This is a genomic window from Phyllobacterium sp. A18/5-2 (assembly GCF_025452215.1).
Taxonomy (GTDB): Bacteria; Pseudomonadota; Alphaproteobacteria; order Rhizobiales; family Rhizobiaceae; genus Phyllobacterium; species Phyllobacterium sophorae.
On the sequence record NZ_CP104966.1, the window covers coordinates 108,973 to 130,291 of the forward strand.

The window sequence follows — 21,319 nt, forward strand, 5'->3', positions numbered from 1 at the left end:
TTTCCTTAGATCGCTGTCCGAAACAGGCATTCGTAATCTCGACATTCCCCAAGAACAACAGTCTTTCAGTCAGGGTTGGTTCTTGCATGCCGTTTACACCCTCGCCTGCACTTCGAAATAAACACTGGCTCCGGCCGGATTGAGCGACATGACACGAATGATGGTGTGAGACACGGTGCCAATCAGCAGTCTGTCGGTAGTGACAGGAACGATCGCCAAGCCCTTGGCAGCTATATAGACCTTCTTGTCACTCGCTTTGATCAGGGTGCCGTCAATATCCTTGTTGTCGAATTTGAGTACCGCCATCGTGCAGGTGTGAGCCGTTGGTACCGGCTCTCCCGGATCCCACTCAGGACCGGAGCCTGGAAGGTCGCGAATAATCGCGCCTGCAGCGCCGAACTTGTCGAGCAGACGTAGCGCTGTTGCCTGGGCGCGGGCATAATCGAACTTTGCCATTTCAGACCGCCAGAATGCCGGGAACGCCCATGCGCATGAACTGCCAGAGCAAGCCCTCGATCATGGTCACAACCGGCGTAGCAAATGCCACAACATCGGCGACAGAGCTGCTGCTCGACACAGCATATTCGACCTCCAACTCGCCTACTTTCTCACGCTTGGTTACCCCATTGCCCATCACGACAGGCGAAAGGCTGCCGGGCGTTATCAGTTCGAGAAATGACGCTTCGTAGGAGGCTTCGATGATCGGCCGTGGGGTATCGTCGGCCGGGATCGCCTGACCGTAATTGGTCACAGCGCCAGTGCGCGGCCATGCGCGAGCCTGATCATATCCGCCCGTACGAGCGCCAGAAAACTTTGGTTCATAGCGATCGATGACGAGAGAGCCGCGCAACATGGCGGCCGCCATCTGCGCATCGGTCGCGCCTTCAGGAAAGACATATCCATGTTCCGTTGCGTACCGAACGAACTCCTCTTTGGTACCGTAAGCGGCCATGGTCTTCTCCAGTCAAATGAGGATGCCCGGCAGTTTCCCGCCGGGCCAGTTGGTCAAGGCTGAGTTGCTAGCTCTTCAAGGGCAGCAATGATTTCATCCTTCTTGGCAGGGGTTTTGTCGCCGAGAAGCTTTGCTGCAGCAGATTTGAAGGACATGAAGGGAACGTCCGTTGCGTTCGCCATCGCTAGCACTTCAAGCACGGACTTGGCCTCGTCACCGTCGCCAGCGGATGGCGCCTGCCTCTTTTCAGCCTTCGCACCTGAAACAGTCAGGTGATCAGCATCGAGCCAAGCCTTAACGACGGGATGGTCTTTGACACCATCCCAATCACCCTGGTCGACTTCGACTGTGCCGCCGTTGCCAGCGATGACCGGTCCGCCCGGAATGCCGAAGCCTCCGGGACGGTTGTTCGTGATTGCAATCTTGGACATGTCTTTCTCCTCAGATTCCATCAAGGTATCGAACGGCACCAGGACGGCGGATCTCGACACTGCCAAGCCGGAAAATTCCTGGCACCTCGAACTTGAGCAGCCGTTGCTCGGCCTGAAGCCAGCGGAGTGGCATAGGAATGTGGATCTTCACGACATCGGGTGAACGACGGTACGCCGCCAATCGATGTGTTCCGCCGGCGCCGGCTGTTTCCAATCCGAAGACAGCACGAATTGTGAGAGGCAATCCAGTACGTTGCGTATAGATATTCGCACGTTGAATGTGCTCAAGCACCGTCGTTGTCATGGTCGCATCAAGGCGTTTCGTTGCTATCAGAGCATAACGATCCTGATCCAGGAGGACTGTATTCGCCTGTTCGATGCCGTTGGAGGCAGTAAAGATCACACTTAGAACACTGTTGACGTCAGCGAGGATCTCGTCGGCCGTCTTCGTGGTCCAGGTGGCAGTGCCGGAGGTGCCATTCGCTGCGGTCAACGCAGTGACGTTGGTAGCATTCAGCAGTCCGGTCATACCGAGCTTCGGGCGCCCCATGAAAGCAACGTTGTCGACGAACAGTTCGTATTTCCGACGGGCCGCGTCAGCTCGATCACTCTCCAGCCGAATGCCGTACGCCTGCGCATGCGCAAGCTCCTGGAGGTTGTACCGGTAACCGATACCAGCCATGAATACGCGGCTATTGCCGCTGTCGAGCTTGAAATCTACGAATGGAATGTCATCGCCATCCGCGGCCACTTCACGGGCCTGACCAACGTCATCGCCCATCGAAAAGAAATCGATAGCGGTGGTCCAATCCGGCGCCGAGTTATCGACCGGCACCAGTTCGCGGTATTGAAAGTCCGGATACTCGCGGGCGTAAATACCCGGCTCGATGTAGTTCTGCGCGGTGCGCAGGAAGTTTAGCGCCAGCGCGGGCGCGTCCGTAGTGAACATGCTCGTTCTCCTTACTTGGTGACGCCAAGGCGGAGACGTGCGAGCTGGTTGGTACCAGCCGTGACGCTTGCCCATTCGGCATTTTCGATGAGTTGGTTGGCGGCGGAGTTCGATACGTTGGTGAACCCGCCTGTCGGCGTCATGTAGACCGGATCACCTTGAGCAACGGCGACGAGCGCAGTAACCCAAATAGAACCCGTTTTCATGACGCTGATCTGATCGTAAGGCTTGTAGACCTCGCCATTGGCAAAGGGCAGCGTACGATCGACAACGGCGACGCCAGCAAATTTGCCGATTGCTGTGGGCAGCTTCACAGTGTCTTCGACAGTGTCGAACAGAACGCCAATGCCAAAGGGGATGTTGCCGGAGGTCCCGCTTACAACCATCGAAATGATGTGATGCGGTTCCGTGCTCGCAATCATGCCGGGATAACCAGCAGGCGTATCACGCGAATAGGATACGGTTGGAAAAGCCATTATGCGTTCTCCTTCTTGCCCTGCCATGCGGCGGCATCGCGAGCGAGCATTGCTGCATAAGCATCATTGGAATTGGTGACGCCGTCGGAGGTCTGGATGCCGTTCTGCACAATTGTGCGGAATGGATCAGCCACCTTCTTCGCGTCTTCGGCGAGGATGTCGAAGCGAGCGTCGATATAGGCTTCAGCCTTATCCTTCACGGCTTCATCGCCAAGTTTGGCAACAACGGCAGCTTTGCGGATTGCCGCATCGGTCAGGCCTTCCGTCTTCACATCCTTGGCGATAGCTTTCGCCACAGTGATCAGATCAGCACGTGCCTGGACGCGCTTGTCGAGGTCTGCATCAGAAAGCACCTTGGCCTTCGTCGCATCGATCTCGGCGTCCTTCTTGGCGATTTCTGCATCCTTGGCAGCAAGCGCCACCTGGTGTGCCTTCTCTGCGTCAGCGAGCCTGGTATTGGCATCAGCAAGCCGCGACTGCAGCGTGCCGATCACCGTGGCACCCTGATCGGTTACTTCAACCGGGATGCCATCGACGGTAACCGTCTTCAGGGTCATGATCTTTTCCTTCTCTGGTTTTTGATCATTGGTGATCGGGGCAACGCCCCATGCGCTCGCATCACCGATGCGAACCTGCTTCCCGGCCCGGCCCTGCTGCACGATGGCAACGTGGTTGAGGCGGATATTCTTCTGGATGGCGTCGTAGGCCTCGCCTGCGGGCGTGGTACCGCCGGTAAAATCGAGGTCGCAGGTGTAACCGGCGCTCAATTCCTGCTTGCCGCCTTCAATGGCGAGGATGGTCTTCTCATCACTGACCATGAGCGGAACACGGATGAAGATGCCCTCGCCCGTTACCTCGTCGCCGGTCTGACCGACCGCATATTCTTTCCAGTTCTTGGAGGTAACCTGCTCGTCGGGATGGTCGTTCGTGACGGGACGATGTGCAGCGCTTTTGAGCGTATCCTCGCTGAATACCTCGGAGCCGGGGCGATAAACCCGAACCTCTGCCATGTCTGGCTTACCGACTTCCCAGCCCAGATAATTCTGGATGCCAGTGCGAGCGATACGAGCGTCCGCAACGAGATAGCCGTCATCGCGCCGGCGCATTCCTGCGACGGTTACAGCGTCTGTGAATTGCATGGACGAAGCCTTATTTATGAAGTGTATGAAAACGCAGTGGGAGGTTCGAAATGGAAGCCAGAACTGCGACTCCCCAGGATCTCACTCAGGTCTTCGATCATCTCGCCGACCGATTAAGTCGCGAGTTTGCGACCGCCGGCGAAACCGAAAACAAAGCAAGGGAAAATCTGCTGATGGACCTTCGCGAAGGACGCGGGCACGCGTTGAGGGATGGAAACGAGACCTTGGCGGTCATAACTTGGCATGAGGTAGGCGGCATTGCTTACACGTCATTTGCGGCCAATGAAGAATTCTTCACTGCTAAGACTGTCCGCTTCTGCAAACGCCACATAAGGAAAATCCAACAGCTTTGCGGCAACATGCCCATCCGTTCCGTGAGCCGGAGTGACCGACCTGACGTGGATCGCTGGTTTGCTTTGATCGGTTTTGAAAAGGTCGATCAGCATGAAAATAGCGCTACGTTCGAGTTGGGGTCGCTGCAGCGATGATTTCAGCCTCACTGGGCTCTTGTTCGGATAGCTTGCCGTACTCCTCGATGAAGCCGTCGAGCCCTGGCAAGCTGCCATCTTCTGTGAAGGTGTTCACCAACGCGTCGGACAGGGCTTCGCGGGTGATAATCTCCTGCCCCGAGGATGAGCCGATCAAAGCGCGAGCGGCATCCGACTTGGTCTTGAAGATATCCGCACGCTCCTTCTCGGACATCTGCTCAAGTGGTGCCCACTCGTAATAGATCGCATCGTCCCGCGTGCCGGTTGCCGATCGGATGATGCACTCGTCGAGCCGAGCCATTGCTGGCGTCAGTTCGAGTTCCTGAATAGACTGGATGCGATCATGATAGTTCTTCATGTCGCTTGTGCCGGTCGCATTCATTCCGGCCGGAGATTGTCCGAGCAAGCGCGTCACAGGGATATCGGCGGCGCCTGAAACGATCTGCATGAAAGCCATGAGAATATCAGTCAAACCAGCAAGTTGCGCACTTTTGCTCTCATACTCTTCCTCGGCATCGAGAAGCAGTGTGCCATTGATACCCTTGATCGTATTCGCCAATGTGTAGCGGCTGAGGACAGCGTCCTCATAGGCCTTGTTGCCGATATTCTCGGTGAAGCCCGGTATCTTGATGATGTCGATCTTGGCTTCGAAAATCAGGCTCGCGATGTTCCCAGCCGTGCTGTCCGCATTCTTGATCGCGTCGAGGGTGGCGGTGAGGATGCTTTCACCCCAGCCTTGCGTTGCGCCGCTGATATCGTCGTCGGGCGCCATGGCCCCATTGAAAAGCACCAGGCGCGAGGGATGAATGATCAACTGCTTACCGTTCAAGCCGGTTAGGTAATAATTCTCCGGTCGGTTGAACCATTCGGATTCGGGATCGCGGTCGATCGTGCCGGCCTTGAGCTGACGACGTGTCAGCACGGTCAGGTGCTTGATGCCGGCCTTGCCGATGCGTTCGAGATCGAGCCGCTCGGATGTGTCAGTGTCGCCGGTTCCGATATCAGCGCAGCGCCGCCGAACAGACGGCCTTTCTTTGATGCCTCAAGGATCTTGCCCTTGACGTTCAGGCGCTTCTCTTCCTTCTCGATCAGCTCAATGACCTTGTCATCAGCCTGCCAGTCGCGCCACTTACGGCAACTGTCGAGTGCAGGAATGTCGATGATCTTCCGCGGCAGCCACGAACCACGATAGGCAGCAACGATCTGCTCGTCGGTGAGGATGGGCTGCGTAAAGAAAACAGTCGCCGCCTTGTCGCGCTCGGTGCCCAGGCGGGAAACAAAGCTGACAAGGCTATCGCGAGCCATTGCAATGACGTTTCCCATCATGGTCCTAACTGATATGCGCCAGCGTGAATGTGTGCGAGGTACGTGGCGCGAAGGCCATTACGAAAGCGTCGGCAAGGTTCGGTGACGGGATGTCCCGCTTGTCCAGGTCCTTCTTGCTCTCGACCTTTGATTTCCCGCTGTTGTCGTAGTCCTTGCGTGGTGTCGAAAGCTCGTCGATCAGCCGGTCCAGATGATCGCAGTCGCTGGATATCGCGATCAGCTCATCCGATGCGAACTGCTCGCCCTTCTCCAATGCATTAAAGGTGTTGCGAAACCGGCGCGAGACTTCCCACCACGATTGCGCTTTGATGTTCGAATAGAAGTCCTTGTTCAGCGGTGATTTCGGATCCTTGGGATCGATACGACGCTCTGGATTGAGAACCGCTCCACCAGCATTGAACCGAAAATACGGTATCTTGACCTTGTGCTCCTGGTTCAGCGCCTGAAAGTGTGCGCCGGCGAACGCTCCAACACCAATGCTGTCGTAGTCGATCGAGGCGTCAAGCATTCGGGCGATTGCATGCACCCTGCCCGCTGACTTCAGCAGTTCGTCCTCTCGCGCCTTCCATTCATCAACATGCGTCGCAAGGAACCCGTGATTTGCCACCGTAGCGCATTTGTCGTCGCCACTGTCTGCAACGTCGAGATCCGACCCGTTTGACGCCGGTAGGTTCAATCTTGAGCTGCTTATGAGCATCGACCGCAGCGAGGATCCACGACCGCTTGATGATGACCGCATCATCGTCCGTGAGCGGCTCGCCCAGGTAGATATGGCGGAACTCTTCCTCGTCTTCGTGCCGCTTCGCCTCAATGACCCTGAGGATGGTTGCGGACAAAAACGGATTGTCGACGTAATTGATCTGCTTTTTGATCGTGTCGGGCGGCGTGTTCGAGATGAACCGCCGGTAGACGAAATCCGTGACCAGGCGCGGATTGAAGATAATCCAGAACTGCGAGCCTTCCTTACGCAGCGTAGGCTCAAGAATATTCCACTGCTCTTCGGTGAGGTTGTGCGCTTCCTCGATCCAGCAGATGTCGATGCCTTCCAGCGACTTGATTTCGTCAATATGCCGCCAAAGGCCGTAGAACATGAACTCCGAGCCGGTCAGCTTATGCTTGATCGAGTTCTCGGTGATGACGAACTCATTCGTAAGCCCAAACCGCCCGATCTGGATTTTCAGCAGCGTGTAGACAGATTCCGCGATCTTATTCTGAAACTGACGGGCGCAAAGAACACGGATCCTGCATTGAGTGGCAAGGAACACCGCGAACCCTGCAGCATCCCAGGATTTCGAACTTGAGCGTCCGCCATACAGGACGCGGTTGCGTGCCGGCGTCAGCCAGAAGCTCCTAAAGGCCGGGGTTAAGGTCGGAGTAGAAGTCTGCAAGAGATCGTACCTCGATTGGCGCGCCGCCCTTGCCTGTGTGTTCGTTCTTCTCGATCAGCAGCCCATGTAGCTTTGCCTTGCCCATTACGGCAGCAACGGCAGCACTTGCGCCCTTCTCATCGGCCATGGCCAAACGGCGGGCTTCTTCAAGTTCGTTTGTGAGGCTTTCAATCGAAACCAGGGTGCGTTCCGCGCCTTCGGCCTGCAGCTCTTTGACCCGAGCCACAACGTCATCATTTGTCATCAATCGAGCGGCGTTCTGCCTTTGTGGCTTGAAGCCTGCATCAGCATATGCTTCGGCGGCGCTCTTGCCTTCCACGACTGCTTGGGCGAATTTCTCGTGCCGTGGATTTTTCAGAACTGGCATTTCAAGGGTCCTTCCGGCAGTCGGCCGGCGTTCCCACACGGCAGTTGCTGAGTGACGACAAGGCGATCTTCATCATCTGTATCTGCGCCCCTCGCTCAACCGTCCCCGCGCCCTGACCGCCACAATTTACAGCCCAGCAAAAACAGCGCACAGTAGCCTTGCGATATGGAGCGCGGCCCTTGATCCGGCCGTCGGCGTCGTCGCAGGGAGGGTGCTATGCCAACGATTATTGGCCATCACAACATCACAAAGGGCGCGAACCACTGGCTCACCTCACCGAAGCGCAAGGAGCTTTTCGGTCCGCTCGGGGTGACCAACATCCGAACGTTTGTTGATCCGCAAGATCCGACTCGCGTGGCGGTGATGATGGACGTTCCGGATATTGATGCCTTGCAGGCGGCGATGCAGAGCAAGGCGGCCGCCGATGCGATGGCCTTCGACGGGGTGGTGCCGGAGTCTCTGGTGATCCTCGTCGAGATCGAAGGGGTAATCGCTCCGCCGATAGGGGCTCCTGCGGGGTGCCTGTTTTAAACGTCGCTGACCGCGGAACTGCGGCGGTCCGCTGGCATCCGCCATGGCACATGGCCGAACCATCCGATGATCTGCTCCTCGTGCGTTATAGCTGGGGTAGCGATTGATCGTTTGAAGAATGGAGGATCAAATGGCTAAGCAATTTCGCGAAGGCATATACAGAGCGGAATTCAATACCCTCACCATGGAGGGGATTGGATTAGTGGTTCTGCGCGATGGTCGCGTATATGGCGGAGATACCTTGATCTACTATGTAGGTACCTATTCAGTTTCCGGGAACCGAGGTCACAGCCCGGGTAAAAGCTTTTCCGTACAAAGGGATGCCCATCGAGGGAGTGGAACCCGTATTGGGACGCGACAAGAATGCCCTTGATATGGAAGGTGAAATCGACGGGGACGATATTGTTCTGGGAGGCCGATCCAAGGAAGCTTCAGGAAGTGGTATCAAGATCAAGTTACGGTTCCTGCACGACTAGCCACTCGCTGCGGCTTCTACCTGCAGACAACAGCAAGCCGATGGCAGCGATAAACGCGCGTCGGTTCATGCTGGCCTCCATATGGAAATAGTCGCCCGAGGACCGCTGCAGTCGCACATGAAGTGCGGGATGATTTAAATTTTACGGTGGTCGTTCGCGATCCATTCACCCGGTTTCTAGAACTCGTTTGAATAGGGCGCCATCTCATGGGTTCATGGCAGGATGACCGATTACAGATATCGAGGAATTGAGCCGAAATCCGGCCGAAAGTCCGATTTCCGCCTATTGACCATCGTTGCGGCTATTGCAGCCCTCGCAGGAGGCGCTCTGGTTGGCAAAGGTGAAATTCCAATACCCGTGCTGAAAACGCTCTCGCCCGGTTGCAACATAAAGGGCAATATCAGCATCGATAAAGGCGAACGCATCTATCACGTCCCAGGCCAGATGTTTTACACGAAGACCACCATCTCAACGCAGTACGGTGAACAGTGGTTCTGCTCTGAAGACGAAGCTAAAAAGGCCGGCTGGCGCAGATCGAAGCGCTAATTTGGTTGAAGAGGCAGGATTCTGAACCTGCAATCTTCTCGTTATGAGCCAGACGAGATGACCACTTCTCCACTCCGGATGAAACTGAATTTGGTGAATAGATTTCCATGACGGGAAGCCGTGAAGCTCTTCCCACGCGCCCGGCGAGTGTTCCCTGTCCCTAGGTCCGCCAGTCAGCTGCAAATCACCTGTTGCGCGTATATACTAATTTTCGCTTGCCATAAAGGATTATTTTCTCGTAATAGGCATAGTTACCTACAGCTGCTTCTAGAGAGTTGGACGGCCGCTTTACGGCGGCAGACGGCCATTTCTGGTTTTGCTTTCAGTGAGCGTGCATATGGTCTGCCTTTGTAATATCTTCATTATTGAGAGAAGCGATGGAGATGAACGTGTCATGGCTTGGGACGATCATATGGCTTTCTAATCTTGGAGTTGCCAGATGCCGCCGTGTCGACCGTCAGGGAATTGCGGTCGCGAATGTTACTGCCTTTATCATCGCCGGTGCGGCTCTTTCTTTCGCTTTCATCTATACGCTTACCGGCGAGCGAAGCCTACTTCCATTGATAATAGTGAACTTGCTCCTAGCGTTGGCCGCCCTGGCTACGCCATTCTTTCATCGATTTGGACGAGAGGCTTCCACGGTTTGGGAATTCGCGATCAGTGCCGCCGCTCTTACATGGATCACTTCGCTCCTCGGCAAAGACTCCGGGGTGATGCTCAATCTCATCGTCGTCACACCCATTGCATTTGCAATCCTTGGACGGGAACACGCCGCACTCGTCGCAGTGCTTAGCACCTTGGCGGCGATTCTCATTATTTTGTCGGGAATTGTATTTCCCGAACCGAAGCCAGGCATCTATAGCGATACCCGCTTCCTGCAATTGGTTTATTCGTCGGCAATCGTGACCGCTATCTTAGGGTCCTTCGCAGTAACCTATTACGCGTTCTCACTCGCAAGAAATGCGCAAAATAGATTAGAGGGCCTGATGAGATCTATTATGCCAGACGAAATCGTCGATCGGCTATTCGAAAATGAGGAAGGAATAATAGAGAATTACGAAAGGGCGACAGTATTGCTTGCTGATATCGTGACGTTCGTGACCATCTCAAATGAAATTGGCTCCAAGCGAACAGTGGCTATGCTGGATGACTTATTCACTAGGCTCGACGCATTCACAACAACCGTTGGTGTCGAGAAGATCAAGACAATTGGAGACGCGTACCTGGCGGTAGCAGGAGTTCCGCGAGAAGTAGCAGACCCAGAGGGGGCAATGACGGCTTTCGGATTTGGCGCAATTAATATTGCTCGTGAGGTCGGAGAGCGGCACGGTGTCGAACTAAAGCTACGAGTTGGAATGGCATCAGGGCCGCTGACAGCTGGAGTCCTTGGCAGATCGAAGTACGCATTCGACATTTGGGGGGTTCCGGTAAATCTCGCCGCCAGGCTCGAAGCCATTGGGCAACCGGGTTATATTCTTACCACCGAAGAGACCAAGGACGCTCTGGTCGAAAAGTTCCGGTGCGAACCCTTGGGCAGTGAAGAAATAAGAGGCTTTGGTCCCGTTACGGTTTGGAGAATAAGCGAACGCCGGGTTTGCTAACTGCGCGGTCGTGCGGGACACGGATGGGATCCGTTTAGTGCAACTCTAAAGCGAATTTCCGTAAAGCCGAGAGGCTCTTCCCATGCGCCGAGCGAGTTCCCTGTCCCTAAGTCCGCCAGTCAGCTGCAAATCACTCTGGCCCGTATAACTGATTTGCACCATCAAATAAAGGATTAATTTCAGGATCTAGGTATAATTACCTAGTCTCGAGGGCACCGGCACAGAACCAATTCAGAAAGCCACTACGGTAAGTTTCATTGACACGATGATGGAGAAAGGAGCTCCGCTGGTAATCGCGGAAATGCCGAATGCGACGGATTTCCAGCTTCACCTTTTTGCGGCGTTGGCTAGAAGAACAAGGCTGAGGCGAAAGCGTTTGCCTTATCACTCTTCGGCCATCTGGCTGGTGACTGGAAAACCCAATCATCGGTCAACTATCGAGAACGCTGTATGGAAAAGGGATCAGAACCAGAAATGGAGGCATGTTCTTTCCCCAGACCGTGAAAAATTCTCAAAGACTTTGGGAGAACGCAGGCTTCTGAGTTACGAAGATAGCCGTCACGTCAAATGAAAGGATCAAGTATGAAAGCTGTTACCGCAATCGGTTTAGATTTGGCCAAACAAGTATTTCACGTTCACGGCTCAGATGCTGAGGGTAGTCCAACATTTAGCCGAAAACTGCGTCGAGTTCAGGTGAAGGAATTCTTTGAGAACATTCCTCCGTGCACGGTGGGTATGGAAGCATGTGGCAGCGCTTACTACTGGGCCCGAGAGATCGCGTCTTTCGGCCATGACGTCAGAATAATGCCTGCAATTTACGTCAAACCTTTTGTGAAGCGCGGCAAGACGGATGCTATCGATGCCGAAGCCATTTGTGATGCGGTATTGCATAAACAGATGCGGTTTATTCCAGTGAAATCGGCCGAGCAGCAGGCCTTTTCGATGTTGCTGAAAGTGCGCGCCCTGTTCTTGCGTCAGCGAACAAAGGCAACCAACGCCTTACGGAGCCATATGGCCGAATTCGGCCTCGTAGTCCCTGCTGGTACAACGAAGGTGACCGCATTGTTCTCGCTACTGAAAGACGATGGCAACGGTCAAATGCCTCAAGTCGCCCGCCTTGCGCTTTGCGAAATTATGGAAGAAATCGAGCATTTGGATGTGCGAATTGACCAGCTCGATGCCCAAATTGCTTCTCAGGCCAAGCAAGACGAGGATTTCCAACGGTTGATGACCATTCCCGGCGTCGGCAAGACGACGGCCGCGGCGATCAAGGCATATGTGGGTGACGCAGGAGTATTTAAGTCGTCTCGTCATTTTGCTTCTTGGATCGGTCTTACTCCAAAAGTGCATGCCAGCGGTGGAAAAACACGCCTCGGCAGCATTTCAAAAGCGGGGAACTCGGTCTTACGGTCGCTCTTATACATGGGGGCGAGGGCCATTCTCCGCCAATCTCGAAAGAGTGAGAACTCTTCCTCCTGGCTTACGAAGCTGATGATACGGCGGCCTTTCAAGGTCGTGGCTATCGCTGTTGCCAATAAGATGGCAAGAACCATCTGGGCTCTCTTGAAAAACGGGGGAACATATCACCCGCCGATAGAACCGAATGTTGCCTCAACGTAATCATCCGCATTTCACGATTCACCAGTAGGCCAAGATGACGAACGCAGCACTTCCGCGTGGGTAAAATTTGGTAGGATAGGCAGCAAGAAATCGTGCGCTTTAAAACGCGGCCCTTCGTTTTGCCATCTACCTTGCGCCTGGGCAAAAGGCCTGTACGGGAATAAGTACATAGGCCGAACATACGTTTTGCCCCCACGATATAGGAATTGTTTAGGCGCTGTCTTGTGCCGCGGGCTGTTTCCGAACTTAATATGGGACAGCCCGCACTTTGCTGGCCCCCGCACCAAAGCGATTCTGCTGCAACGGTGCTTTATTCAAATTCAAAATGCTGACAAGCCCCGGAAATTTTACGAGACTATGTTGCCTTGATCACTTGCCCACCTCGGACATCTGACCGGAATGTTTAAATGACGCTATCCAGCGGTGAGTTGTCTCGACGCGACTTCATGCGTCCGAAAATATCAATAAGCGCGATCACTCTGCCGGCATTTGTGACTGCATCGACAACACCGCCGAACGTAGCGACCGGGTTTACTTTCTCGGTGACACCTTACCTGGTCGATGGCTATCGCAGTTCTGGAGACCTCCGGGGCAGCACCAAAGCGTGACGCATGCAAAGTCATTGTTATTCGAAAGATTGGACAAACACTAAGCTGCCATTCAAAATTCTCTCTGATTAATTCAGGAACCATCGTCAGCGCGCCGAGCATATTTCCCGCATTTGAGCATAACGAATAAAATGCCACATTTTCCTGACAACACTCGGGGCAAACCGAAGTGGAGCGGCCATGAAGCGCAAGTCCAAATCCCCGGAGAGCCCCTTAGACGAACACACTGTGCAAGAGCTGGAACTTCAGGAGCGTCTGATTATCAAGTACATGAAAGAGGGCATGACGCGCGAGGAAGCAACGATGCATGCGCTCGCCGAATTGCGGGAGAAAATGGATCGGGGCTGAGAGGGTTCCCTATCGCATGCCGCTTAATCATTTGCAGAGCTCCCTACTCGCACTTTTACGAGTTAACGATCTCTGGATCTGCCTTTAAATTGTGTTCCACGGAGGATCCACGATGACCCACCTCGAGCACATCTATGCGTTTCAAATCATTCCTGGCAATGATGATATCCTGAGTTTCGCAGCAACACTTGAGCATGCGAAAGCCGAAGCCGCCGATCATCGCAGAAGCCTGATCGAGAGTGGTGATCATCACCTTGGACCGACGGCGTTGTACCGTGTTACCATTCGCCCCCTATCCCGGCCGGACCTCATCAACGTGCTCAATGAACGAGATCAACTCATTGATCTTATCATCGTAGACGAGGAATTTCTCGGAGTTGTTGCCTAGCGAGCCCCTGTTTGATCGTCCCACTGCGTTATGCAACGGGTTTATTGCCGTCCGGTATCGACCCATTCCCGTATTTGAAAGGCAGAAGAACCCACCATGAGCACAGCGAGTGACGCCCGTTTCTGGGATCGGACTTCACGAAAGTATGCCATGACGATTGCGGATCCGGCCGGATATGATCGCACGCTGGGCCGGACCCGCTCTCTGTTGGGATCAAGCGACCGGGTATTGGAACTAGGCTGCGGAACAGGAACAACAGCGCTCCGACTGGCAGCCAATGTGCAAAGCTATCTCGCGACGGATATTTCCACTGGAATGGTCGCTATTGCCGAAGGAAAGCGTATTGCCGATCCTATCCCGGCGCTTACCTTCCGCGCCGCCACCGCGGAGGCGCTGAGGCCCGAAGAGGTGCAGTTCGACGCAGTTCTGGGATTCAACTATCTCGATCTGGTCCGCGACTTGCCGGCACGCTGCGCCGCATCCATGCCTTACTGGTGGCGGAGGGCTTGTTCATTTCCAAGATACCCTGCGTCGGAGATATGAACCCACTTATCCGGCTTGTCTTGTTGCCCAAGATGCGCGCGGTCGGGAAGGCACACCATTTTAGATTGCATTTGTAATCTATCTCCTGTATAGAGGTCGAACGCAATCTATCAAGAGGAGATACGAGATGATCCGCAGAACCCTGAGCGCATCGCTCCTGGCCGCGCTGTTTCTGGCGACCCCGGCGTTTGCCGAGGACGCCACCATCGGACGCCCGATCGAAGGCGCCACCCTGCACGAGGGACACCTCGACATGGTGGTCTACTACGTCCCGGTGGACGGCGACCTCCTGGAGGTCACCGCCACCTTCGCGCCGAAGACCGGGGGCGATCCGCTGCGCGTCGCCATGGGCCTCTCCGACGGCGACTCCGTGGCCTTTTCCATGCCGGGCCACCGGGACTCGCTCTACGCGTTCTCGAGGTCCGGCGAGGAGGTGACGGTCTCGTCCGGGACCGACGTGCACCCGCGCGCCGATGCGCTAATGAACTGATCCGCCGTGCAGACCGCGGCATGCGTGCTGCTGGCCGTGGGCTCTCGCGTCCGCGCGGCCGATGTAGAGGTCGAACGCAATCTACTCGATATGAGGAGATGGGCATGAAAACGAGACCCGCCATTGTGCTGGCGGGCGTCCTGTTCGGATGGATTTCGCGACAGCGCTATGAGCAGGCGAAAGCCGCGTTAGATACGGCCACGGCTCCGACCACCGGACCGAAAACCACTAAGGTTCCACCGGATCAAAGTGTAGGCCAGCGTTCCGCAATGGCGGCGAGCGTTGTCAAAAATCACCGGACGGGAGCGCCACACGGCGCCCTCGATCACGCCATCGAATAAGTTTGGAGGAGAGGTCAAATGCTATACCGTTATTTTGTCGAGAAATCGATCCGACAGAGCTTCGACCATGTCAACAACCATCGCTGGGATGAGGCGGTGAAAGCAGTCGCGCCGCATGTCCATCACCGCGTTTCCGGAGCCCACGCGCTTGGTGGTGAGCGCCACGAGAAAGAAGCCCTGCGCCGCTGGTTTGAGCGCCTCGGCCGTGTCCTGCCCACTCTCCATCTCACGGTCAACCACATCTGGGTGAAGGGCTGGCCGTGGCATACCACCGTGTTTGCCCAGTGGGACGGCACCGCAACGCTGCTCAACGGCGACGCGTCGTACGTCAACCGTGGTCTCCACGTGTTCACCCTGCGGTGGGGCAGAGTCTATGCACTCGAGGAATTTCAAGATTCACAAGCAGCGGCCCGCGGTCTTGCCGCCCAAGCGGCAGCTGGCCTCGAAGAAGCTGTCGCCGAACAAATTGTCAGCTAGCAGAAGCGCAGTCAGAGGCCCACCTGCGTCGGCGATGCGTGGAGCATGTTGAACCTGCGCGACGCGAGCATGGGTCATGGCGCGGCCCCTATCGCGCATTGTGTCGGCGCGGCTGGAGCTATGACGCCGCTACGGGATGGCGAGGATGATTTCATACTTTTCAGGCGGAGGCCGCAATGCGCCTGACCTCGTCAGCAGCTGCTTCGAGAACATGCTGCGAGATAACTTCATCTGTCATGACACGAGAGATCGTTATGGCCCCTACCATGAGAGAAAGTATGGCCATCGTTTTATGACAAGGTTTGGAACTCTCCGACTTCGGCATCAACTCATCGAGGATCTGCAGATGAGCTTCGATGCCGTTTTGAAACGGAACCCGTACCTCTTTGCTTTGGCGCGCGGCATCAGAACCAAGTGCCGCCAGAGGGCACCCGTCGCTCCTCTCCTGGCGATGGCCCATGGACAAATAGAACGAAACAACTGCTTCAAGTGGATCAGGATTGCCCGCAGCTGCTGTCGACCATCTGAGGGTTGCGCTCTCCATCGCGCGCTTTGATGCCTGTGCGGCAAGATCAGCTTTGGATTCGAACTGCTTATAGAACGCGCCCTGAGTAAGGCCGGCGCCTTTCATCAAATCCTTCAGCCCAATGCCGTCAAAGCCGTGCTCCCGAAAGAGCCGGCTTGCGGCGTTTATCACTTCTTCGCGATTTGCTTCGGCCTGCGCACGGCTGACTCGCATTTCGACCTCCAGTTAGATGTCATTTGACATCTATAACAAATTTAGAGTTAGATTGCAATCAAACCTAAAACTGTGCCCGTCAAGAAGGGTAATTGAAATGGACCGCAAGATTTTTTTCATCGATAGCGGCCGCCATGCGGGGATCCGCGGCTTCCTCCGCCTTTCCGCCGGCCGCCGCCAGAAACGAGCCAAAGCTGTTTCCAAGGAGGAAGCGGTTCAAGACGTCGAGGCAATCGTTCTTTCGATCCCGTTCGCCAAATATCCCGATGTTGCCCCGCTCTTCAATAATGTGCCTGAAGCCACCGTCGTAATCGATACTTCCAATTATTACCCGTTCCGCGAACGCGCGATCGCTGACATCGACGGTGGGAAGCCCGAGAGCGTTTGGGTTAGCGAGCAGATAGGCCGTCCCGTCGTCAAAGCATTTAACGCTGTACTCGCTGTGACGCTGGCAGAAAAAGGGCAGCCAAGCGGAGCATCTGGGCGTATTGCTGTTCCAGTTGCCGGCGATGATCCCGAAGCGAAGGCTGTCGCCGCGAAGCTGGTCGATGCTACCGGCTTCGATCCGGTGGATTCAGTTGGTCTTTTGAATTCTTGGCGACAACAGCCTAGCACTCCAGCCTACTGCACGGAACTAACAACTAGCGAGTTGAAAGCGGCTCTTCAATCCGCAGACAAGGCTCGCGCGCCTGAAAATCGTGAGGCTCTCTTATGTTCGTTTGCAAGCTCTTTAGTCACGACTCTTTCCTTTCCGGCTTTGACGACGAAAGCACATGCGCGAAGCTGTTGAACAAAGGAGGAGGCAGGGCGTTTAGACGACGGCTGGCATACTCTTATGCGCGGGTTGGGTACCGCATTTCCGTGTGTTCGTCTGGGGCTGCCTCTGTCTAATCTCGGACTTGGAATTTATCCGCCACATAGAGCCTGCGAGGGTTCCCCACCGGAGCCCTGCCTCCATCTTTGTCCAACAGCAGATGATTTTAAATTTTGGGTTAAGCGTCTCTCTTCAAGCTGACCATCGGCATTTAGCCTTTAGCTGTGGGAGCGACCTCCTGTCCAATCGCCCACAGGAATGCTGCCATTTCTCGGGCAATGGCGGTGACGGCGACGACCTTCGGCTTGCCTGCCGCCATCAGTTTTCGATAGCGCGCGCAAAGCCGCACCTGGGCTTTCCAGGCAATCTCGCGAACCGTTCTTGGCAGGTCATCCGGCCGCGCCTGGATCTTCGGGCTCACGCGAGCCGGGAAGCGATATGTCCAGGCCGCTTCAACGAGTACCCTTCGAGCCCTTGTGTTGCCGGCCTTGGTGATCCCAGCGCGCTTGACCCTTTCGCCCGTTGAGCGTTCCGACGGCACAAGACCCAGATAGGCCATCAACTGACGGGGATTATCGAAACGCCTGACATCGCCGATCTCGACCACAAAGGTGACCGCAGTCATGAACGCGACGCCGCGCATCGCTTGATAGGCTGCCACAACCGGTGCCATCGACCAGGATGCTGCGGTCTCCACCACCAGCTTGGTCAGCCGATCCAGACGCACGCCGGCATCCTCGATGGCCTGGCAATATTCTGCCAACAGAATTTGGTGGGCGGGATGATCGAAGGCCTGGCATGCCAGCCATCTTGTATGGGCGCGCGTCCAAGGCGTGCGGCCAGTATAGATCCGGCCGTGGCGCAGGAGAAAAGACTGGAGTTGTTGGCGTGCCTGCTTCAGCGCATCGTTGGCAGCCTCGCGAGCCCGCACCAGGTCGCGGATCGCCTCATGGCCTTCGTCCGGAACCCAGACAGAGGTCAGTTCGCCCGCCCGGTGCAGGCGCGCCAGACTTACGGCATCCCGGCGGTTTGTCTTCACCCGGTCACCCGCACGCTTGGGCACCAGGGACGGCGCCACGACCACACAATCGTGCCCCAATTCAACAATCTGCCGGTAAAGACCGTAACCGGTCGGGCCGGCCTCGTAGCAAAAGTGAAGCTTGGCCCCGCGTCGGGAAAGCTTGTCGACCATCGACGCCACCGACGCCGGCTCCGAAGAGATGTCGCCGAAAAACCGCACCTCGCCGTTGCGCACCCCGTCCGCAACCGCAACTGAAATCTTCAGCTTCGACGTATCCAAGCCGATGAAAATTACGCTATTCTCTTTCATGGTTCGCCCTCGCTAAGCGTGGGGCTCGGCTCCGGCCTATCCAGAGCAACCCCCGAATTCAGCTTACTGCGGGGGCGGGCCACCTTCACCCCGAGAACATACGGTCTAATCCAGCAGTTCATGGAAGCCGGCGTCAATCTCACCCATGATGATGTCGTAGCTCGAAATCGAGCCGGAACTGCCTGAGCGTCGGAATCGTTGCCTGCTTTACGCAGGAGCATTTTCTCCGCAAGTGCCGAACGTGAGTAACCGGCACCGGGTCGGAGACCTTACTTGTAAACCACCTAGCCTTAGCTGATCGGCAGTGCCTTCAGGCGAATGTCGCCTCTGGATCGAGACGTGACTTTCGGAAACCAAGTCGGTGTTATGCCGCCGGTGTAAGCTGTTTCGGCTCGAATTCAACTGGCGTCATGCGTCCGAAAATATCAATAAGCGCGATCACTCGGCCGGAGTTTGTAACTGTATCAACTACACCGCCGAACGTGGAAAAGGGGGTCCCTCCTTCGGTGGCGAAAATCGATCGACCTGGGGAGAACTCACTTTCTGTTCTTGCCTTCTTCGACCTCTTTCTTGCGATGAATGCGAGCGGTACGGGCGTCATCGAGCTGCAGGTCGATTTAGGCGAGATAGATTGCGGATCTTCGCTGGGGTGCCGCGTCAGCTCGTGCCAAACATGCGCCACCCCGCGAAACTTCGCCTCAGTCGAGCTTGGCCGGGGACGAGAACGGCCGATCCCCGTCTACCACGAAGATGGCCAGCTGATTGAGATCGGTTGTACCGGCGCTGAACACTTCCATCGGCGTGTCGGCCCCGTGTCCGGCCATGGTCGTGCCGGCTTCGGCATAGGCCACGCCGTGGGGCGTTCTCTGACCGAGCTTGCCGGCCAGTACATAGAAGACCTCCGGTCCCGGATGTGTATGGATGGACGACTTGGCACCGGGCGCTCCACCGGCGCGGTTGATGCGCAGCAAATACTCGCTCGCGCTGATCGGCGGAAGGGGTCCGATCTCGGCGACCTTGGTTCCACCGGGCGTAGAGCCATCCTTCGGTCCTAGCGTGAACAGCCAGACCTTGCCCGCGACCTCAGCCGCAAGCGAGGTCGAGCCCACAGCGCCCTGGGCCTGCGTCAGCGTCGGGAAATTCTCCACCCGCCAGTACAACGCTGCGGACGGCAGTTCCTTCACCTTTTTTTCAACCACCAGCTCGACGACGAATTTGCTTTCAGCGGTCATCGAGGCTGACGTCATCAACCCGAAAGCACACAGTGAGAACATGAGCACGCCAATACGGCGCGCGCTGAGGGATCGCGGTTTCATGGGTGAGTCCTCCTTTCGATTTCAACGTTCCCGGAATGCGGCTGTGCGGCCGTTTAGGATAATGAGCGTGTGCCGCAGCTCTGGATGATCTGCATCGGAACGCTGCCTCTCCAAACTAAGCAATAAAGATTCCGGTCAGAATTACGCAAAGGACGAGTTAGGCAGGACAGAAAACTTAAGCGTGCCAAGTAAGTGTCAATACAGAACGCACCCAATTTAAAAGGTGTCTTGAGTTCTCTGTCGCTGGGCCCCAATGTCTCAGCGTCAACGAACAAATATACTCCCTATCTGCGCCAGTAGCGAGGAAAAGCTCTCCCGTCAGCGTCAAACAATTGGCCCCAACCTCACGGCTTCAAGCGCTCAAGCGTGTCAGCCAGTTAAAGGTCTGCTCTCACAGCCGGTTTCAGACCTTAGGCGTACGATTCAGGGATGTCCGCCTCGGATCGAGGCCGGTCATTTGTTGCACCTGCTGTCAATGACTGAAATCTGCGAAGCAGAAATTAAGTACGTCTATGCCGCAGCGGTGAGCTGTCTCGCCTCCAATTCAACTGGCGTCACGCGTCCGAAGATATCAACAAGCGCGATCACTCTGCCGGCATTTGTGACAGCATCGACGATACCGCCGAACATAGCAAAAAGGGCCCTCTCAACCTTTCGTGTCCATGCGCGCCGCCTCGAGGATGAGCGCCGCCACGGCCTCTGGTTGCGAGATCATCGACACGTGGCTGGACTCCAGCTCTATCGTTTTAGCGCCCATGCGTTTTGCCATGAAGCGTTCAAGGTCAGGATCGATGGTGCGATCGTTCTTGGAGACCGCGTAAAAGCTCGGCTTTGATCGCCAGGCGGCTTGTGTCGTCTTGCCAGCCAGCAAGGCCTTGTTGAAAGGTGCCTGTACGGCATAGAGAATTTTGGCTTGCTTCTCAGCCACGTCGCCCGCGAAGTCATGAAGGAAGGCCTGCTCGGTCAGTCGACCCTCATCGCCGTCGAATACAATGCCGGCGGTAGCTGGCGGTGTCGGATAGGTCTTGGCCAAGGCGGTGTAATCTTCTCCGGCATCCGGAGCGCGGGCGGCAATGTAGACAAGCGAGGAGACGTTCGGATGCACTCCAACTTCTGTGACGATCATCCCGGAGAAAGAATGCCCGACAAGAACCGTTGGCCCGTCCTGGCGGTCAAGAACGCGTTTGGCGGCGGCGACGGCTTCCGGAAGCGTCGTCAGCGGGTTCTGTACCGAGGTCACGTTTAACCCCGTCGCCTGAAGGCGTCCAATTACGTCGGACCAGCATGAACCGTCAGCGAACAGGCCGTGGACAAGTACGACGTTTGTTGCCTTGGCTATATCTTTTGCCAGCACGACCTTTGAAAGGAGGCTGATGGCGGCAAGCGACGCAAGGGATCCGGTGAACATACGGCGGGTCATTGATTTCATGACGTTTCCTTTCTCAATTTCTACTGAGATAAATTCGTAGCCACGGCATTCGGTGGGGAAACAATAGCAAGGATCGCCCGAAGCTGTAACCGTATGACGGTCTATGCCCTTTAAGCATCTGTCGACGGGGGCGTGACGCCGACCGGCAGTCACGAGAGTAGACCGATAAGAGTAAGCTAGTGCGCGAAGCAGAATTTAGTCGGTCT

The 21,319-nt window shown here is 55.8% G+C and carries 25 protein-coding genes and 2 pseudogenes; 13 read left to right on the forward strand and 14 right to left on the reverse strand.

Annotation, left to right across the window (positions count from 1 at the left end; all coding sequences use genetic code 11):
• Positions 1-93 precede the first annotated feature (93 nt).
• From N8E89_RS00550 to N8E89_RS00575, 6 genes are read right to left on the reverse strand one after another with little or no spacing between them, the layout of a single operon-like run.
• The gene (locus N8E89_RS00550) at positions 94-456 is read right to left on the reverse strand and encodes a hypothetical protein (RefSeq protein WP_262260801.1); all 363 of its coding nucleotides are present in this window, start codon (positions 454-456) and stop codon (positions 94-96) included.
• 1 nt (position 457) lies between these two features.
• Positions 458-952 carry a DnaT-like ssDNA-binding protein gene (locus tag N8E89_RS00555; RefSeq protein WP_262260802.1) on the reverse strand — a complete coding sequence of 165 codons (495 nt, stop codon included), beginning with the start codon at positions 950-952 and terminating at the stop codon, positions 458-460.
• A 53-nt stretch (positions 953-1,005) separates the two neighbouring features.
• Positions 1,006-1,383 carry a hypothetical protein gene (locus N8E89_RS00560; protein ID WP_262260804.1) on the reverse strand — a complete coding sequence of 126 codons (378 nt, stop codon included), beginning with the start codon at positions 1,381-1,383 and terminating at the stop codon, positions 1,006-1,008.
• Positions 1,384-1,393: 10 nt separating this feature from the next.
• Positions 1,394-2,332, reverse strand: coding sequence for a DUF2184 domain-containing protein (locus N8E89_RS00565; RefSeq protein WP_262260805.1), 939 nt, complete (start codon positions 2,330-2,332; stop codon positions 1,394-1,396).
• Between the two features lie 11 nt (positions 2,333-2,343).
• Positions 2,344-2,808 carry a structural cement protein Gp24 gene (locus N8E89_RS00570; RefSeq protein ID WP_262260807.1) on the reverse strand — a complete coding sequence of 155 codons (465 nt, stop codon included), beginning with the start codon at positions 2,806-2,808 and terminating at the stop codon, positions 2,344-2,346.
• Positions 2,808-3,947, reverse strand: a complete 1,140-nt coding sequence (locus tag N8E89_RS00575) for a DUF2213 domain-containing protein (protein WP_262260808.1) — start codon at positions 3,945-3,947, stop codon at positions 2,808-2,810. The genes N8E89_RS00570 and N8E89_RS00575 overlap by 1 nt, the downstream gene beginning before the upstream one ends.
• A 50-nt stretch (positions 3,948-3,997) precedes the next feature.
• On the opposite strand from N8E89_RS00575, the gene N8E89_RS00580 reads away from it, so the two are divergent.
• The gene (locus N8E89_RS00580) at positions 3,998-4,435 is read left to right on the forward strand and encodes a hypothetical protein (RefSeq protein WP_262260810.1); all 438 of its coding nucleotides are present in this window, start codon (positions 3,998-4,000) and stop codon (positions 4,433-4,435) included.
• Here N8E89_RS00580 and N8E89_RS00585 read toward each other — a convergent pair.
• The 4 genes and pseudogenes from N8E89_RS00585 to N8E89_RS00600 all read right to left on the reverse strand — a co-directional run bounded on the left by N8E89_RS00585 (position 4,404) and on the right by N8E89_RS00600 (position 7,516).
• Positions 4,404-5,758: pseudogene (locus tag N8E89_RS00585) on the reverse strand (DUF1073 domain-containing protein). The gene N8E89_RS00580 and the pseudogene N8E89_RS00585 sit on opposite strands and share 32 nt — an antisense overlap.
• A gap of 7 nt (positions 5,759-5,765) precedes the next feature.
• Positions 5,766-6,269, reverse strand: coding sequence for a terminase large subunit (locus N8E89_RS00590; protein ID WP_262260812.1), 504 nt, complete (start codon positions 6,267-6,269; stop codon positions 5,766-5,768).
• Between the two features lie 64 nt (positions 6,270-6,333).
• Positions 6,334-7,149: a PBSX family phage terminase large subunit gene (locus N8E89_RS00595; RefSeq protein WP_262260814.1), complete on the reverse strand. Its 816-nt coding sequence runs from the start codon at positions 7,147-7,149 to the stop codon at positions 6,334-6,336.
• Positions 7,112-7,516 carry a terminase small subunit gene (locus N8E89_RS00600; protein ID WP_262260816.1) on the reverse strand — a complete coding sequence of 135 codons (405 nt, stop codon included), beginning with the start codon at positions 7,514-7,516 and terminating at the stop codon, positions 7,112-7,114. The genes N8E89_RS00595 and N8E89_RS00600 overlap by 38 nt, the downstream gene beginning before the upstream one ends.
• A gap of 216 nt (positions 7,517-7,732) precedes the next feature.
• On the opposite strand from N8E89_RS00600, the gene N8E89_RS00605 reads away from it, so the two are divergent.
• The 11 genes and pseudogenes from N8E89_RS00605 (at position 7,733) to N8E89_RS00655 (ending at position 15,485) form a co-directional block, all read left to right on the forward strand.
• Complete coding sequence (locus N8E89_RS00605) at positions 7,733-8,047, forward strand: hypothetical protein (RefSeq protein ID WP_262260817.1); 315 nt, start codon at positions 7,733-7,735, stop codon at positions 8,045-8,047.
• A gap of 347 nt (positions 8,048-8,394) precedes the next feature.
• Complete coding sequence (locus N8E89_RS00610) at positions 8,395-8,523, forward strand: hypothetical protein (RefSeq protein WP_262260819.1); 129 nt, start codon at positions 8,395-8,397, stop codon at positions 8,521-8,523.
• A gap of 222 nt (positions 8,524-8,745) precedes the next feature.
• Positions 8,746-9,069, forward strand: coding sequence for a sunset domain-containing protein (locus N8E89_RS00615; protein WP_262260821.1), 324 nt, complete (start codon positions 8,746-8,748; stop codon positions 9,067-9,069).
• Between the two features lie 377 nt (positions 9,070-9,446).
• Complete coding sequence (locus tag N8E89_RS00620) at positions 9,447-10,670, forward strand: adenylate/guanylate cyclase domain-containing protein (protein WP_262260823.1); 1,224 nt, start codon at positions 9,447-9,449, stop codon at positions 10,668-10,670.
• Positions 10,671-11,252: 582 nt separating this feature from the next.
• Positions 11,253-12,290 carry an IS110 family RNA-guided transposase gene (locus N8E89_RS00625; protein WP_262260825.1) on the forward strand — a complete coding sequence of 346 codons (1,038 nt, stop codon included), beginning with the start codon at positions 11,253-11,255 and terminating at the stop codon, positions 12,288-12,290.
• Between the two features lie 788 nt (positions 12,291-13,078).
• Positions 13,079-13,246 (forward strand): hypothetical protein, encoded by a 168-nt coding sequence (locus N8E89_RS00630; RefSeq protein ID WP_262260827.1) that lies wholly within the window; start codon positions 13,079-13,081, stop codon positions 13,244-13,246.
• Between the two features lie 112 nt (positions 13,247-13,358).
• Positions 13,359-13,634 (forward strand): hypothetical protein, encoded by a 276-nt coding sequence (locus N8E89_RS00635; protein WP_262260828.1) that lies wholly within the window; start codon positions 13,359-13,361, stop codon positions 13,632-13,634.
• Positions 13,635-13,730: 96 nt separating this feature from the next.
• A pseudogene (locus N8E89_RS00640) lies at positions 13,731-14,230 on the forward strand (class I SAM-dependent methyltransferase); the annotation flags it as partial.
• Positions 14,231-14,304: 74 nt separating this feature from the next.
• Positions 14,305-14,667: a hypothetical protein gene (locus N8E89_RS00645; RefSeq protein WP_262260830.1), complete on the forward strand. Its 363-nt coding sequence runs from the start codon at positions 14,305-14,307 to the stop codon at positions 14,665-14,667.
• A 104-nt stretch (positions 14,668-14,771) separates the two neighbouring features.
• On the forward strand, positions 14,772-15,008 hold the full coding sequence (locus N8E89_RS00650) for a hypothetical protein (protein WP_262260832.1): 237 nt from the start codon (positions 14,772-14,774) through the stop codon (positions 15,006-15,008).
• 18 nt (positions 15,009-15,026) lie between these two features.
• The gene (locus N8E89_RS00655) at positions 15,027-15,485 is read left to right on the forward strand and encodes a nuclear transport factor 2 family protein (RefSeq protein WP_262260834.1); all 459 of its coding nucleotides are present in this window, start codon (positions 15,027-15,029) and stop codon (positions 15,483-15,485) included.
• A gap of 160 nt (positions 15,486-15,645) precedes the next feature.
• Here N8E89_RS00655 and N8E89_RS00660 read toward each other — a convergent pair whose 3' ends face one another.
• Entirely contained in the window at positions 15,646-16,224 is a 579-nt protein-coding gene (locus tag N8E89_RS00660) for a TetR/AcrR family transcriptional regulator (RefSeq protein WP_262260835.1), read from the reverse strand.
• A gap of 97 nt (positions 16,225-16,321) precedes the next feature.
• Between N8E89_RS00660 and N8E89_RS00665 the strand changes: the two genes are divergently transcribed.
• Entirely contained in the window at positions 16,322-17,014 is a 693-nt protein-coding gene (locus tag N8E89_RS00665; RefSeq protein WP_262260837.1) for an NADPH-dependent F420 reductase, read from the forward strand.
• Positions 17,015-17,249: 235 nt separating this feature from the next.
• On the opposite strand, the gene N8E89_RS00670 is transcribed toward N8E89_RS00665, so the two are convergent.
• The 3 genes from N8E89_RS00670 to N8E89_RS00680 form a co-directional block, all read right to left on the reverse strand.
• Positions 17,250-18,368 carry an IS110 family RNA-guided transposase gene (locus tag N8E89_RS00670; protein WP_262260839.1) on the reverse strand — a complete coding sequence of 373 codons (1,119 nt, stop codon included), beginning with the start codon at positions 18,366-18,368 and terminating at the stop codon, positions 17,250-17,252.
• Positions 18,369-19,066: 698 nt separating this feature from the next.
• A complete protein-coding gene (locus N8E89_RS00675) occupies positions 19,067-19,684 on the reverse strand; it encodes a cupin domain-containing protein (RefSeq protein WP_262260841.1) in 618 nt (205 codons plus the stop codon).
• 646 nt (positions 19,685-20,330) lie between these two features.
• Complete coding sequence (locus N8E89_RS00680) at positions 20,331-21,113, reverse strand: alpha/beta fold hydrolase (RefSeq protein WP_262260843.1); 783 nt, start codon at positions 21,111-21,113, stop codon at positions 20,331-20,333.
• Between the last annotated feature and the right edge of the window lie 206 nt (positions 21,114-21,319).